This is a genomic window from Pseudomonas sp. 05T35 (genome assembly GCF_056396605.1).
On record NZ_JBFTLU010000230.1, the window covers coordinates 1 to 14,319 of the forward strand.

A 14,319-nucleotide genomic window follows, 5' to 3' on the forward strand; every position below is an offset into this window, starting at 1 on the left:
GAGTCTGGCCCATGCTGTGCAGATTCACTGGGGCAGTGGGTGCTCCATCTTATGTCAACGTATGCACGTCGATGGCCCGACTCGGCGCAGAAACCTTGCCCTCATTATTGATTGCGGAAATAAAATAGCTGTATCGGGTTCCGGCCGCCACGCTGTTATCGGTCCAGGTCTGTTGCGTTGCGTCAATATCGACAATGCTGATCCCGTTTCGTGTAATACGGTACTTGGCAATGGGGGTGACTGCCTTGTCCCACGTCAGCACCACTTGCTTGTCAGTAACGTCACTGGCCGTCAGCCCGGTCGGTGTGTCGGGACGTTCGCCTCCGTCGGACGTCTCAAAGAGCAGATCAATTACCTGATAGAAAGCCATCCCCGTATCGGCAACGACATAAATAGCCAGTAACACGTGGTAGCCCTCACGCTTGGGTAGCGGGACTTCATGTTCGGTAGGGGAAGGTGGCATCAATTCATCTGGATATTTCCAGAATGGTTGCCAACTGTTTTGCACCGTATAAAACGGCTTTGCGCCGAACTGATAGCGCGCCAGGGGCCTGCTGAAATCCCAATCTTCTTCGGTTATGAAATACTCCCAGCGTCTTGCGGGGTGATTTGCAGTAAAGTTCCATGAGACAGGTAATAATTCGCCACTACACACTTCGTGCTTTTGCCAGTGGTCACCGGGCTGATCAAGAAACGCACCGGTCAGCTGCCCCGCACTGGCAATCATTCCATCCAGAGGTGGCGTGGCACTAAGCACATCGTCCAGAGCCAAAGGATCCTTCAAGCCGCCAGCGGTCTGCGGGAAATGCTTTCCGGACTCCCGCTGATTCAGCGCGCCCTCATCCAGTTTCCCTTCCTGCCAGGCAAAATAGGCCCGTGAGGCGGGAGAAAAGACATGACCGTGACGCGGTGTATTGCTTCGACTGATCGTGTTCGAGCTACGCTGTGACATAGTGTTTCTCCACATTTGTTTAATCACTGCAAGGGATCCATACCCTCCGCCACCATTAAACGCTCCGCCCTCCGCCACGAATACTGTTAGAAGTAATAGGTCAGCGCGTCATTGGTCGGTTATTAACCTCCGCGATCTGCAAGAAGCCCCTCAGCAACCCAAAGCATTTGCCAGTAAACTCCCTCCCCTTTAGCCGCCATCATTTTTCCCGCGGCCATCACCTTATTTCCTACGGAGTTTGCCTTGCGTCTGTTCCACACCTCCGACTGGCACCTTGGGCAAAACCTGCATGGCCAGGAGCGCGACTTTGAACACGGCTGTTTCCTCGACTGGCTGCTGCGTCAGCTGGCGCTGGAAAAGCCTGATGTGCTGCTGATCGCCGGCGACATCTTCGATACGGTCAATCCACCGGTCAAAGCCCAGGAACGTCTCTACGACTTCATCGTCAGCGCGCATGAGCAGCAGCCATCGCTGACCATCGTGATGATCGCCGGCAATCATGACTCCGGTTCGCGGATCGAATTGCCCGCGCCGCTGATGCGCCGGTTGCGCACTCACGCGCTGGGCCGGGTGTTGTGGCTCGATGACGGGCAACTGGACGCCGAACGCTTGCTGATTCCGCTGCCCGATGCCTCGGGTGAAATCGCCGGTTGGTGCCTGGCGCTGCCGTTTCTGCGGCCCGCCGAAGTCACCGGTGCCCACCTGGGCGACAACTACCTGCGCGGCATTGGCCAGGTGCATGAATGGCTGATCGAAGCCGCCAATGCCAAGCGTCAACCCGGTCAGGCATTGATCGCCATCAGCCATGCGCACATGGCCGGTGGATCAGTGTCCGAGGACTCCGAGCGCAGCCTGATCATCGGCAACGCCGAAGCCCTGCCCGCCAGCCTGTTCGGCCCGAGTATCGGCTACGTTGCCCTTGGCCATTTGCACAAGCCGCAGAAGGTCAACGGCGAGGAGCGCATTCGCTACAGCGGCTCGCCGATTCCGTTGTCGTTTTCCGAAATCGGCTATCAGCATCAGATTCTCGACATCACGCTCGACGGCGAGACGCTGCTCAGCGTCGAACCCCGGTTGATCCCCCGTGCGGTCAACCTGCAACGCCTGGGCCCTGCTCCGCTCAGTGAAATCCTGACGCAGCTCGCGGATTTGCCGAATATCGACCTGTTGGCCGATCTCCAGCGCCAACCATGGCTTGAGGTCCGCGTACGCCTCGATGAACCGCAGCCGGACTTGCGCCAACAGATCGAAACCGCGCTGCAAGGCAAAGCCGTGCGGCTGGTGCGAATCGCTGCCGAATACGCAGGCAATGGCAGTCGAGACGGCGCGGATGACACGGGTCAGTTGGTCGAACTGGACCAGCTCACGCCACAAGAATTATTCAGCCGTGCCTGGCTCGATAACTACGGCAGCGCGGTCGACGAACAAACACTCAAGGACTTTGCGGTGCTGCTGCAAGACGTTCAGCAGGAGAGCGAACAGCCATGAAAATCCTCGCGATCCGCCTGAAAAACCTCGCCTCGCTGGCGGGCCCCTTTGAAATCGACTTCACTGCCGAACCCCTGGCCAGTTCCGGTCTGTTTGCGATTACCGGGCCGACCGGTGCCGGTAAAAGCACCTTGCTCGATGCCCTGTGCCTGGCGCTGTTTGGCGCAGTGCCGCGCCTCAACAACACCGGACGCGACGCCAAGGTACCGGATGCAGACGGCGAGATCGCCACGGGCGACCCGCGCACCCTGCTGCGCCGTGGCACCGGTGACGGCTATRCCGAGGTCGACTTTGTCGGCATCGACGGCCGTCGCTACCGCGCGCGCTGGGAAGCCAATCGCGCCCGCGAAAAAGCCAACGGCAAGCTGCAAGCCAGCCGTCAAAGCCTGCGTGATCTCGACACCGATCAACTGCTGGCCAGCCAGAAAGGCGAATACAAGACTCAACTGGAAGCCGTGCTGGGCCTGAACTTCGAACAGTTCACCCGCGCGGTGATGCTCGCTCAAAGCGAGTTCAGCGCGTTTCTCAAGGCCGATGACAACGACCGTAGCGAACTGCTGGAAAAACTCACCGACACCGCGCTCTACACGCGCCTGGGCAAACGCGCTTTCGACAAAAGCAAGGAAACCCGCGAAGCCCACAAGTTGCTGCAAGACCAGGCCACTGGCGTCACGCCGCTTGAGCCCGAGGCCCGTGCCGAACTCGATCAGCGCTTCAACGACGCCCAGCAACAACTCAAAAACCAGCAAGCACAGCTCAAGCAGCTTGAGCTGCAAAACACCTGGCTCAAAGAACTGCAGCAGTTGCAGGACCAGCAACAGGCCGCTGCTGAACAACTGCAACAGGCTCAACAGTCGTGGGACGCCCAGGCGGGCGAACGGCTGAACCTGGCGCGCCTGGAACAACTGGCGCCGCAGCGGCATCAGTTTGCCCGGCAAACCGAGCTGAGCGCGCAACTGAGCCCATTGGCCGCGCTGATTCAGCAACACGCTCAACAGCAAAGCGAGCTGCAAATCCGTCAGGTGCAACTCGAAACCAGCCTGGAATCCGCAAAAGCCGCGCTGATCCAGGCCCAAAGCCAGCACAGCAACAACGCCCCGCTGCTGCGTCAGGCCTTCGAAGAACAGAGCAACCTCGCGCGCCTGACTCAGGCCATCAACGCCTCAGCCGAACTCAAGCACAACGCCGAACTGGCCAGCTCCGAAGGCCAGCAAGCCATCGCGCAAATGCTCGAACAGCAACAACGGGTTGCCGAACGCCTTGCAACGATTGCGACGCAGCTGGAACAGAGCCTCCAACTGGCTCCCGTCAGTGACGCCTGGAACGCCTATCGCGAGCGTTTGCAGCAACTGATGCTGGTGGGCAATCGCCTGAAAAAGGGCCAGGCTGAACTGCTCGAACTGGAGCAACGGGCGGCCGACACCGCAACCCAACTAAACACTCAGCGACAAAGCCTGGAGCTGCTCTACAGCGAAGCCGGCGCTGAACCTGCGGCCGTTGCCGAACAGATTCAGATCCTCGGCAGCCTGCTGCAAGACAACCGCAAGCAGCAGCGCGCCATCGAAGATCTCGCGCGATTGTGGGCTCGTCAGCAGGAGCTGGACACGCGCACGCAGGACCTGCAGCAGCGCCTGCAAACCGTCCAGACAGAACGCGAACGCCTGACCCGCGAAGGTGTCCAGGCCAAAGCCGAACTGACTGTCGCCGAGCAAACCCTGACAGTCACCCGGGAACTGCTGGAGCGTCAGCGCCTGGCGCGCAGTGCCAGTGTCGAAGAGTTGCGCGGGCAGTTGCAGGACGATCAACCGTGCCCGGTCTGCGGCAGCGTCGAGCATCCTTATCATCAGCCAGAAGCGTTGCTGCAAAGCCTCGGCCGGCACGATGAAAGCGAACAGGCCAACGCACAAAAAGCCGTTGACCGGCTCAAGGAAAAACTCGCGGACCTGCGCACCGAGGTCGGCGGGCTGATTGCCCAGCAAAAAGAACTGCTGCAACAACAGGAACTGCTGGCAACCCAGCAGCAGAGCCTGACACCGAGCCTTGAAGCGCACCCACTGGCCGCCCAGTTGCTGACCCAGGAAACCGGCAAACGCGACGCCTGGCTGAATCAGCAAAGCGCTCAGTTGAATCAGAGCATTGCCCAGGACGAACAACGACAAAGCGCCCTGCTCACCTTGCAGCAAGACGCCGCACGTCTTCAGCAACAGCTGCAAGCCGCCGACCAGGCCAGCCAGCAGGCTGCCCAGCAACTGACGATCCAGCAGCGCGAGTTGAGCAACGACAGCCAGCGCCTTGAAGAAGAACTGGCAGCATTCAGCGCCCTGCTCCCGGCGGCGATCCTTGACGGTTTGCGCAACGAGCCCGCTGCGACCTTCATGCAACTCGATCAGCAGGTCGCCCAGCGGCTGGAACAGCTGGAACTGCAACGCGAAGAGCTCAGCGAACAACAACAGCGTCAGCAAGCCCTCGAGAAAGAACAGGACCGGCAGCTGACACGCGTGCAGCAATTGCAAGCCGCACAGCTGCAATTCAGCGCACTCGCCGAGCAGCAACACGCCGCCCAACAGAAACTCGCCGAACTGCTGGGCGAGCAGCCGAGCGCCGAGCAGTGGCAACAGCAACTGGATCAGGCCGTCGAACAGGCTCGACAGGCCGAAGCGCTGGCCAATCAGCACTTGCAGGAAGTCCGCAGCCAGCAGATTCAACTGGCCGCCGAGCTCCGGGCGGAGCAACAACGCCAGCACGCGCTGGAAGCCGAAAGTCATGAGCTGAGCGGCAGGATCGCCGAATGGCGTGCCCTTCATCCTGAACTGGACGATGGCGGTCTGGAGCAGTTACTGGCGTTCAGCGACGAGCAGGTCACGCAGTTGCGCCAACAGCTTCAACTCGGCGAAAAAGCCATCGAGCAAGCCAAGGTGCTAGTGCATGAACGCGAACAGCGCCTGCACAGCCATCAGGCGCAGCACAATGGCAACCTTGATGCCGAACAACTGGCCACCGCCCTCGGCGAGCTGCAAAACCAGTTCGGGATCAGCGAACAGCTCTGCGCCGAACTGCGTGCGCAACAAGCCGAAGATCAACGCCGTCAGGACGCCAATCAGGCGCTGGCACAACGCATTAGCGAGGCCTACAGCGAGTGGCAGCGCTGGGCACGGCTGAATGCCTTGATCGGCTCGGCCACCGGAGACACTTTCCGCAAGATCGCCCAGGCCTACAACCTCGATTTGCTGGTGCATCACGCCAACGCCCAGTTGCGCCAACTGGTGCGCCGCTACCGGCTCAAGCGTGGTGGCAGCATGCTCGGCTTGCTGGTGATGGACACGGAGATGGGCGACGAACTGCGCTCGGTGCACTCGCTGTCGGGCGGCGAAACCTTCCTGGTGTCGCTGGCACTGGCGCTGGGCCTGGCCTCGATGGCCTCGAGTACGCTGAAAATCGAATCGCTGTTCATCGATGAAGGCTTCGGCAGCCTCGATCCGGAGGAGCACGCCGACGCTCTACTCCTTCCGCCGTTGCCCCTACGCCATGCGCGCACGCATGGCGCTGCGTTACAGCGCAGTGGCGGTGGACATTGTCGAGGTCAGCCTGAAAGCCAAGCCGCCGCAGATGCTCGCGCTGTCGAGCAAGGGCACCGTGCCGGTGCTGAGCCTTGACGGTCGGGTGATCGAGCAAAGCCTGGAGATCATGCAGTGGGCGCTGGAACAGAACGACCCGCAGGATTGGTTGCTCAAGGACGATCCTGCGGCGCAGCAACTGGGCGCTGCGCTGATCGAAGCAAACGATCAGACGTTCAAGCTGCACCTCAATCGCTACAAATACGCTGAACGCTACCCGGAACACCCCATGGAGCATTACCGCGCAGAAGGCGAAGTGTTTTTGCGCAAACTGGATGAGTTGCTGCAACAGCGAGCTTATCTGGTGGCCGATCATCTGAGCCTGGCGGATATCGCCCTGACACCGTTCATACGCCAGTTCGCGCATGTCGACCGCGAGTGGTTTGCGCAGACGCCGTATCGGCATCTTCAGGCCTGGTTACAGGGGATTCTGGAGTCGGATCTTTTTACTGCAGTCATGGCAAAGACCTAGTGTGGGAGCGGGCTTGCTCGCGATGACTGACTGACATTCAACATTGATATCGACTGTCATACCGCTATCGCGAGCAGGCTCGCTCCCACATTCACTTACGTCAACGCATTGCACATTTTGAGCGCCGAGCAATCAACCTCAAACGGCCCCAGAACCACTGCTTTGGGTTTGGCTGGCGGATTACCCGCCAACAATCCCAGCGCCTTGGCGGTCTGGATGTTGTGGGCGATGTTGTGATTGCACTCGATGGCCCGTGCCAGAGAGCCCGCCGAGCCTTGGCCGATGCCGAGCAGTGAAGATCCATTGGTCAGGAATGCCAGGAAGGCCACGACCATCAGTTTGTGCCCTTTCATACCCCAACCACTCCCGCGACGTCGGAATGCTCAGCGCCGGCGTGCTGCGCGTGCTCAAACTGGATGGCGGGATAAGCGACCTGAATCGGCGCTTGCATGACGCGCTGCGACTGGGCCGAGAGGCTGACCACCAGAACCATCGCCACGTATAAACCAATGGCTACATACGCGCCGTGTTTGGCAGAAGAAAGGATTGCGCTGGCCATGGGATTCTCCGTGGGCATGTTTCAGTGCCCACAGGATCAATCAAATAGCCTGCTATGAATAGCGACCTTTATGCATAGTAGCTATCAGTTTAATTGATCGAAAATCCGACGACGTTCAGTCCTGCAACACGCTCATCAAACGCTCGTGCGCGGCTTCAGGCTCGCCGTCAACCGGGCGGGCAGCCGAGAGAATCGGGGTGGAATAGAGAAACAGCAGCACCACAGCCAGACGCATCGCCATGTCATCGATCCTTGGGAAAGATTGAGTCAATAAATTAGCGTCAAATTTAAACACATGGCCATGTGATATTACACGCGGTATTTGTGCTGAATGGGGTGCGGAGTCGCAAATGCTTTATGCAGGAGCGACATCACTCGGGTCTTTCCAGCGAAGGGATCGCCGATCGGATCAAGTGACTTCGCTCCTGCATAAGGTCGGCAGGGCTTGAATCTCAGTGTTGGATCTTGTGATCCAGCGCGGCGTAGAAGTTGGCGCTTTGTTGCAGGTATTTCTGGGTGTAGCTGTGGGTGCCGGATTTTTTCGAGCTGATCTCGACGCTGGCACTGGCTGGCAGAGCAACGCTGGCGGAGATGGCGGATGCGGCAATCACGGAGAAGAGATTGAAGTTCATGGCGGTAACCCTCGTAGATTCAGTTGGCTTGCTTGCCTGTGTAGGCCGTGAAGCAAACTTACGCCCGAGGGTTGGCGCTCTTGAAATCTTTTGCAGCAGTAGCGGATATCACTCGGATTAATAGAACCGCGCAGGCCCCGGCGTACGGGGCCTGCGGCTTATTGACGCAGGAAGAACTTGATATCGCTGGGTGAGTCGAACGGCAGTTTTTGCACGGTTTTGCCCAGCAGACCGGTCTTCACATCACGCGCGATGATGACGATCTGATTGCTCTTCTGGTTGGCGACCAGCATGAACTTGCCGCTTGGGTCGAGGCTGAACTCACGCGGGTGATCACCCTCCACCGAACGGCGCTGAAGCTCCTTGAGCTCGCCACTGGCCGGATCGATGGCGAACACCAGCAACTCGTTCGTGGTGCCACGGTTACTGACGTAGAGGAACTTGCCATCCGACGAGGCATGCAACGCAGCGGAGGCTCTCTGCGCCGGGGGTTTGCCGGCTGCCAGGTCGACCATCTGCCGCTGGGTCAACTTGCCCGCCTGATAATCGAAGACGGCGACTTGCGCGCTCATTTCCAGAGTCAGGTACGCGTGCTTGCCGTCTCCACTGAACAGCAAATGCCGCGGCCCGCTGCCGGGTGGCAACTGAACCGAAGCCGGCGTGGCAGCGGTCAGCGGCCGTTCCGGATTGGCCTTGGGGTCATAGCGATAGACAAAGATCTTGTCGGCGCCCAGGTCATTGGCAAACACGTACTGACCGTCCGGCGAGGACACCGTCGAATGCACATGCGCCGACATCTGCCGCTCGGGATTGACCCGGCTCGGCTGATGGCTGCTCAGTTGCACCGGTGGCGCCAGCTTGCCATCGGCACTCACCGGCAATGCCGCCAGGCTGCCACCCGGGTCTTCGGCCACCGAGTAATTACTGACAAACAGGTACTTGCCGTCAGCGCTCAGGCTGGAATGGGTCGGCTCGTTGCCCAGGCTCTGCACCTGACTGATCAGGCTCAGCGCGTGGGTGTTCGGCTCGACAGCGAAGCTGCTGACGCGCCCTACCGGGTCGGTTTGACCCGGACCATTCTCGTTGACCACAAACAGTCGACGCTGATCGCTGGACAAGGTCAGCCACGACGGGTTGGCACTCTTGACCACCTGCAACGGCGTCGCGTCGAGGTGACCGCTCTGGCTGTCGAATTTGAGTCGGTAGATCCCCTGGCTCTGGCCTTGGGTGTAGGTGCCGATCAGCAGCTCATGGAGGTCAGCGGGGGCGGCCTGCACCCCCATCGCGCCGAAACTGCCGGCCATCAACAGTGGCCAGACATTACGCATCTTCATGCTCGTCGTCCCCTTCGTCATCACCACCGAACGCTTCCATGCACACCAGTCGGTGCTCGCCGGAATCACCGGTGATCAGCCAGCTCTGCAGGCCTTGATCGAAGGTCGCGGCCTCAACCTGAGCCGGGGTGAATTCCCAATGTTTGGCCGCTCGGCCGTCCATGCATTCGATGTGCAGATTGTCGTTATCGTCGAGAGCGAATTCGAAGGCGTGCAAGCCGTCGATTTCGACCATCGCGCAGTGTTCGAGGGCGTTGAGAAGTGTTACGGCAGTCATGGTCGTCAATCTTTGAATGGGAAAGACGCCATCATAGCTCAATGTGGTAGCCGGCTACCGCACACATCACCCGGCCTCGTCGTATGTTGCAGACTCAACTCCATGCAAAGGATTGCATCATGTCGAGACCTGCATCGCCGCCCGTTACGGCGGGCTATACCCACATCATTGCGCGCGCGATCAACGCCCGGTTCAGCACCCGGCCGACGTTGCGCTCGGTAACCTCCCGCTTGCTCAAGGACGGTTTGCTGGAAAAATACCCTCAACTTGATTTTGACCCTGACCGGACCAAGGTCGCACAACCGATCCCGGATGGCGCATGGCGTCTCACACTGCTTCTGGATGTTGTGCTGGAGTATCTGGCCAGCGACATACCTCCTGTATTGAGCGAGCAATACGGTCGCGATTGTTTTCTGACCAACAAGGCCCCTGCCCGGTTGACCGTCGGCAAAAGCACCTCCCGCGTGCCCGACATGCAGGTGATTGCAGACGTCATCCGTGAATTACCGACGATTCTATTCATTGCTTTTCAGGAGTCACTGACGAGCTATTGGAACGAGAGCGTCGACACCGGGTCCAGCCGCTGGCAATGGCTGGGAGATCTGTTTGCCGGAGTCCTGAAGACGTCCGCCACACGTCTGTCGGTGAGTAACGCAGTGCAAGCCGACATCCTCACGGAACTGGCCGATCATCCTGACCAACAGCAACGCCTTCAAAGGCCCTGGTCCAAAGGCGTTATCCATGCCTACACCCTTCAAACGACCCTGAGTAAAGGTCAGTCGGCAGTCAGCCTGCAGAGCCCCGACATACTCGTGGAATGCGGTGAGACCCTGTTGTTGTGCAGCGTGACCGGGAGCATCGAGTCCTTCCCTTCCCTGGATGCTTTTGGTCTGGCCTGGGGGGCTCGGTTTGAACAGGACTTCATGACCGACACCATCACGTGGAAACGCTTTGAGCCCGACGGGAACATTTTTGACACCCAGGCCGCCTTGCTCTTGAACCAGCAACTGGAGGACCTGGCTTCACTGCAACTACCGGCCGACCAAAGCCTGGACGACCTTGAAAAACGCGTTGATTCGATCACCGATGTCGCCACGCTGTTCAACGGTCACCCAGCCCGTTCGATGCACCTTCAACCGGTACAGGCAACGATTCCCGAGTGGCTGCAAACGGCTGCAACCGCTGAGCGCATGGCCTACCGCAAGCACGTGCTGATGATGGCCAGCGTCAAGCAGCAAACCCAGGGGCGCTCGTTCCGGGACGACATCGATGACATTCACACTTTCGCCAAAAAGGCGTTGCACACACAGATGCTGAAGGATCAACCCCAAGCCCCGGCATACAATGCCGATGAGCTGGAACTGACCTTTCATGTCCCGGTCGGTGACCTTGGCAGCGGCTACATCGAACCGGTCAAAATGTCCCTGACCGAGTTGGCGATCAAAAACCTGGCAGGTAAACCCAAAGGCCGGATGAGCATTCGCCACACAGCGGATCAATTGATCCAGGACTGGACCACCGAGGCCTACTTGCTGGATCTGGTGAGCCGGGTCGACGTGGGTAAACACTATCCCGAGCTGATCGAAAACCTGTTGTTCGCAGAGAGCGCCGAGGCTAAGGAGCGCGCGCGCCTGTTCGGCCTGGAGCTGAGCATCCATTTGCCGATGCTGGCCCTTGAGCATTCAATCAAGGCTGAGCACGGCTTCACCCGCCGGGGATACCGGTATGTCGACGCAGTGATGAACCCACTGGCTGCCGAGCGATTCGTCGATGACCAGGCGATCGTCATCAGACCTTTGGCTTTTCAACGCAAAGCCGGGGCCGACTGCGACGTGGTGAGCAACATGTTCATCATTGAGCCCAAAGACCTGAATGCCGATGGCCCGCATATTCTCTATCGGCCGTTGTACTCACCGGCCTTGCATGAATACCCCAGCCGTCAAGACTTGCTGAGCGCCATTGCGCAGTCCGGTCCGTTGCAAACCAGCGTGCTGACCTGGCTGTCCGATCGAGCACGACCGGTCTATGACAACAACGGTTTCAACGAGCCGCACATTGTTCATTTTCATCCAGGCGATGAGTTCATACGCCCTGAAAAGCCGAAGCCGGCGATTCTGGTGGGCGACGAGGCCGCCAACGATTGGCTCTCGGCAATGGAAAACGGTCGGTTGCTAGCCAGCCTGTTCGCCAGCAATGGCCGTGCACTGGTCGATCTGGCCGACCGGCAATCGGTGTCCAATGCCGAAAGTCGTTGGTCGATCATCCTGGAGGGCGGCTGGCTGGTATTCAACAACCTGATTCTGCCCCTGTTACGCGGCCCGGCCATGCTGGTGGGCTGGATGCTGCAAATCTCCCACAGCCTGATCAACGATCTTCCGGCCCTGGACAGTGAGGATGCCAACGCCCGGAACCAGGCCTGGATCGACGTACTGTTGAACATTGGCCTGGTGCTTTTGCATGTAGCCCGTGAACACGGTGCCGTTGATACGCCGTTGTCAGACAGAATGGGTAAAGAGCTTCCGGTAGCCCTCGACCCACTGCGCCGCCCACTGCGGCAATCCTCACTCAACACCGAGACAGCCATTACCCAGGAAACGCCTGGATTGCCTTCCGAGCCACCGGGCAGCGGCGATACCCTGCTGGACTTCAACCTGTCGACCGCTCGCGACTCCGCCTCGGCCCGGCTGTTCAACAAGCTGCTCGAAGTCAAGGTTCCATGGCCGGAATCTCTACCAGAGCCCATTGCAACCGGTCCTTTCAAGGGTTTGTACCGGATCAGGGGCCTATGGCATGCCACCCTCGCCGGCCTGCTGTTTCGCGTCAGTATCGCGCCCGGATTCGGTGAGGTTTATCTGGTGCATCCCGAGCACCCGGATCATCCGGGGATCAAGCTCAGATCCAATGGCGATGGCAAATGGACGCTGGACCAGGGGCTGAAACTGCTCGGGGGTGGACCCAAGAGCCGAATCGCCGCCAAGCGCGAACAGGACCAACAGCGCATCGACCTGCTGGAGCTCAATCGCCGGGAGTTCTTCGAGCAACAGGAGCGAGTGCAAAAGCGTGTCGATATCGCGGAAAACCTGATGCAGCTGAAAAGAAACCACCCCGCCAGTACCGAGACAGAGCGCGCGACATTCAGGCAACGGTTCGCCATTGAGCTCGACAGGCAGAGCGAAAGCTACGTCACGCAGATTGCCGAGATCAAAGAGATAAGCACCCTGAAAAAGACTGATCCCGACAATCAGCTACTGTGCAACTTATTGGAAAACATCATCAACAATGCTCGCAAACAGGTGGTTATTGCAGATCTGGATCGCGCCGCAAACAGCCGAAACTACGCAGATTTAAGCGGCGGCGTCAGGCAGCTCTATGAAGCGCTGAATGCCGAGGGCCTGGTGGTGATGTTATCCTGCGTATCCTCAGCGTCAAGGCGCTGGGAACTGAAACCTCGGCAGCGCTGGAGAGTGTCGTTGATCCTGTACTGCTGTTGTCCCGATCCCATGCCGAACTGCAAGGCTTGCACGTCTATGAACGCGGCGACCGCATTGAAGTGCTGGACAACCTGGTTGATCACTACAACAAAGCGCAGGACGGCCTCGAGAGTATCGGCATCTTCAATAGCGATGATTTACAGTCGCCAGCCTTCAATCGTCTGCGGGAAATCATCGAACAACTGCGCGTCGATGCCGAGCGCCGTCTGGCCGAGGAACTTCAAAACCTGCCGCAACCCGAGGAACCATCTCCCTCCCCATCGACCAGCCGCAAGAAGGTCATCAAGACCGCAAAAGGCACACTGATCGGCGATATACGCCCGCGAATTTCCAACCAGGGCGGGGACATTGTCGACATCAACGGCCCTCTTGAAGACGAGCCTCTGGCGTCTTTCCACGAACATGAGCCGAATGTCTGGGTAGAAATCGTCGATGTCAGACCACCCGCCCCCAAAGYTTCCTCGCGCCCCTACCCGCAGCTCAAAGGCGATGCCCGCAAGGCAATGGTCAATGTCGATAAACAGGTGAAAAAGATCGATGGTTACGCGCAACGTGCAAGCTCGCCCAAGGAAATCGAAGAGCAACTGCAACGCGAAGCGCAAAAACTGGTTGGGTATGCCGATAACCTGGAACGCCATGAAAACGCCCCGTCAAACCGGGAACAGGATGCAGCGCTTGTCAGCGAGCTACGAGACAAGGCGCGAGCCCTCGACAACAAGGCAACGGAACTGCGTACCCGCATGACCTTGGCCCAGGCGCCTACCAGCGAAGGCGTGGAATATTTGTTGCGACGTAACGAAATATACGTGCATGTCAGCGGCAACCGGGTTCAGCTGAAAACCGGACGCAGGGACTTCATGCAGGAGTACGTCCTGCTGCACCGTGATAGTCAAGCCTGGTGGTATGGGCACTTTCACTATGCCAATTTCACTGATGCCAAGACCGACTACACCCAGGCACATCTGAAAACCAAAGAGCAGCGTTTCGAAACGTACGAATCGGCACTGGCCAAGGCTAAGGACCCGAAACAGAAAATCGACATTCATCGCGGCTTCATCAGCAAGGCACTGGCCGACAGCGATTTCTTGCCACTTGAACCGCGTTGAATCACGCTAAAGCCGCAAGCGACATGCGAATAAAAAAAGCCGCAACCTGAGGTTGCGGCTTTTCTGCTCCCACCCGGAATCAGTGAGCGAACAGTGAGTTACCCTTCTGCCCGGCGAGGCTTGAAGGTTTGATCAGGAAACGTGCCAGCGCCGGCAACAGCCACAGCGCACCAAACATGTTCCAGAGCAGCATGAAGGTCAGCATCAGGCCCATGTCGGCCTGGAACTTGATCGCCGAGAAGATCCAGGTGCAGACGCCGATGGCCAGGCACAGACCGGTGAACAGCACCGCTTTACCCGTGGACTTGAGCGTTTGGTAGTACGCCTCTTGCAGCGGCAAGCCGGCACGCAGGAAGCTTTCGAGGCGGCTGTAAATGTAGATGCCGTAGTCCAC

The 14,319-nt window shown here is 58.9% G+C and carries 12 protein-coding genes and 1 pseudogene; 5 read left to right on the top strand and 8 right to left on the bottom strand.

What is annotated here, in order from left to right; all coding sequences use genetic code 11:
- Nucleotides 1-49: 49 nt before the first annotated feature.
- Entirely contained in the window at nucleotides 50-952 is a 903-nt protein-coding gene (locus tag AC1DH9_RS17850) for a lytic polysaccharide monooxygenase auxiliary activity family 9 protein (RefSeq protein WP_477808515.1), read from the bottom strand.
- A gap of 243 nt (nucleotides 953-1,195) precedes the next feature.
- Here AC1DH9_RS17850 and AC1DH9_RS17855 point away from each other — a divergent pair, with 243 nt between their 5' ends.
- The 3 genes and pseudogenes from AC1DH9_RS17855 (at nucleotide 1,196) to AC1DH9_RS17865 (ending at nucleotide 6,526) form a co-directional block, all read left to right on the top strand.
- Nucleotides 1,196-2,440 (top strand): exonuclease SbcCD subunit D C-terminal domain-containing protein, encoded by a 1,245-nt coding sequence (locus AC1DH9_RS17855; RefSeq protein ID WP_427537494.1) that lies wholly within the window; start codon nucleotides 1,196-1,198, stop codon nucleotides 2,438-2,440.
- A pseudogene (locus tag AC1DH9_RS17860) lies at nucleotides 2,437-5,922 on the top strand (AAA family ATPase); the annotation flags it as partial. The gene AC1DH9_RS17855 and the pseudogene AC1DH9_RS17860, both read left to right, overlap by 4 nt.
- A gap of 55 nt (nucleotides 5,923-5,977) precedes the next feature.
- Entirely contained in the window at nucleotides 5,978-6,526 is a 549-nt protein-coding gene (locus AC1DH9_RS17865; protein WP_477808516.1) for a glutathione S-transferase, read from the top strand.
- A 95-nt stretch (nucleotides 6,527-6,621) separates the two neighbouring features.
- Here AC1DH9_RS17865 and AC1DH9_RS17870 read toward each other — a convergent pair whose 3' ends face one another.
- The 6 genes from AC1DH9_RS17870 to AC1DH9_RS17895 all read right to left on the bottom strand — a co-directional run bounded on the left by AC1DH9_RS17870 (nucleotide 6,622) and on the right by AC1DH9_RS17895 (nucleotide 9,328).
- Complete coding sequence (locus AC1DH9_RS17870) at nucleotides 6,622-6,879, bottom strand: hypothetical protein (protein WP_427537503.1); 258 nt, start codon at nucleotides 6,877-6,879, stop codon at nucleotides 6,622-6,624.
- Nucleotides 6,876-7,085 (bottom strand): hypothetical protein, encoded by a 210-nt coding sequence (locus AC1DH9_RS17875; protein WP_427537506.1) that lies wholly within the window; start codon nucleotides 7,083-7,085, stop codon nucleotides 6,876-6,878. Before AC1DH9_RS17875 ends, AC1DH9_RS17870 begins: the two co-directional genes overlap by 4 nt.
- A 115-nt stretch (nucleotides 7,086-7,200) precedes the next feature.
- Nucleotides 7,201-7,326 (bottom strand): hypothetical protein, encoded by a 126-nt coding sequence (locus tag AC1DH9_RS17880; protein WP_427537509.1) that lies wholly within the window; start codon nucleotides 7,324-7,326, stop codon nucleotides 7,201-7,203.
- Nucleotides 7,327-7,537: 211 nt separating this feature from the next.
- Nucleotides 7,538-7,717, bottom strand: a complete 180-nt coding sequence (locus AC1DH9_RS17885; protein WP_427537512.1) for a hypothetical protein — start codon at nucleotides 7,715-7,717, stop codon at nucleotides 7,538-7,540.
- A gap of 158 nt (nucleotides 7,718-7,875) precedes the next feature.
- Nucleotides 7,876-9,051, bottom strand: coding sequence for a lactonase family protein (locus AC1DH9_RS17890; protein ID WP_427537515.1), 1,176 nt, complete (start codon nucleotides 9,049-9,051; stop codon nucleotides 7,876-7,878).
- Nucleotides 9,038-9,328 (bottom strand): DUF5629 family protein, encoded by a 291-nt coding sequence (locus AC1DH9_RS17895; protein ID WP_427537518.1) that lies wholly within the window; start codon nucleotides 9,326-9,328, stop codon nucleotides 9,038-9,040. The genes AC1DH9_RS17890 and AC1DH9_RS17895 overlap by 14 nt, the downstream gene beginning before the upstream one ends.
- A 119-nt stretch (nucleotides 9,329-9,447) precedes the next feature.
- Here AC1DH9_RS17895 and AC1DH9_RS17900 point away from each other — a divergent pair, with 119 nt between their 5' ends.
- Both AC1DH9_RS17900 and AC1DH9_RS17905 read left to right on the top strand, forming a co-directional pair.
- Nucleotides 9,448-13,125 carry a dermonecrotic toxin domain-containing protein gene (locus tag AC1DH9_RS17900; protein WP_477808517.1) on the top strand — a complete coding sequence of 1,226 codons (3,678 nt, stop codon included), beginning with the start codon at nucleotides 9,448-9,450 and terminating at the stop codon, nucleotides 13,123-13,125.
- A gap of 218 nt (nucleotides 13,126-13,343) precedes the next feature.
- Nucleotides 13,344-13,925 (top strand): hypothetical protein, encoded by a 582-nt coding sequence (locus AC1DH9_RS17905; RefSeq protein ID WP_477808518.1) that lies wholly within the window; start codon nucleotides 13,344-13,346, stop codon nucleotides 13,923-13,925.
- Nucleotides 13,926-14,004: 79 nt separating this feature from the next.
- Here AC1DH9_RS17905 and AC1DH9_RS17910 read toward each other — a convergent pair.
- Nucleotides 14,005-14,319: MMPL family transporter (locus AC1DH9_RS17910; RefSeq protein WP_477808519.1), on the bottom strand; the 315-nt coding region annotated here is incomplete at its 5' end.

Bases quoted from the DNA above. Each gene is read 5' to 3' on its own strand.
- AC1DH9_RS17850 (WP_477808515.1), bottom strand. From the start codon at position 952: ATGTCACAGCGTAGCTCGAACACGATCAGTCGAAGCAATACACCGCGT.
- AC1DH9_RS17865 (WP_477808516.1), top strand. From the start codon at position 5,978: ATGGCGCTGCGTTACAGCGCAGTGGCGGTGGACATTGTCGAGGTCAGC.
- AC1DH9_RS17870 (WP_427537503.1), bottom strand. From the start codon at position 6,879: ATGAAAGGGCACAAACTGATGGTCGTGGCCTTCCTGGCATTCCTGACC.
- AC1DH9_RS17875 (WP_427537506.1), bottom strand. From the start codon at position 7,085: ATGGCCAGCGCAATCCTTTCTTCTGCCAAACACGGCGCGTATGTAGCC.
- AC1DH9_RS17880 (WP_427537509.1), bottom strand. From the start codon at position 7,326: ATGGCGATGCGTCTGGCTGTGGTGCTGCTGTTTCTCTATTCCACCCCG.
- AC1DH9_RS17885 (WP_427537512.1), bottom strand. From the start codon at position 7,717: ATGAACTTCAATCTCTTCTCCGTGATTGCCGCATCCGCCATCTCCGCC.
- AC1DH9_RS17890 (WP_427537515.1), bottom strand. From the start codon at position 9,051: ATGAAGATGCGTAATGTCTGGCCACTGTTGATGGCCGGCAGTTTCGGC.
- AC1DH9_RS17895 (WP_427537518.1), bottom strand. From the start codon at position 9,328: ATGACTGCCGTAACACTTCTCAACGCCCTCGAACACTGCGCGATGGTC.
- AC1DH9_RS17900 (WP_477808517.1), top strand. From the start codon at position 9,448: ATGTCGAGACCTGCATCGCCGCCCGTTACGGCGGGCTATACCCACATC.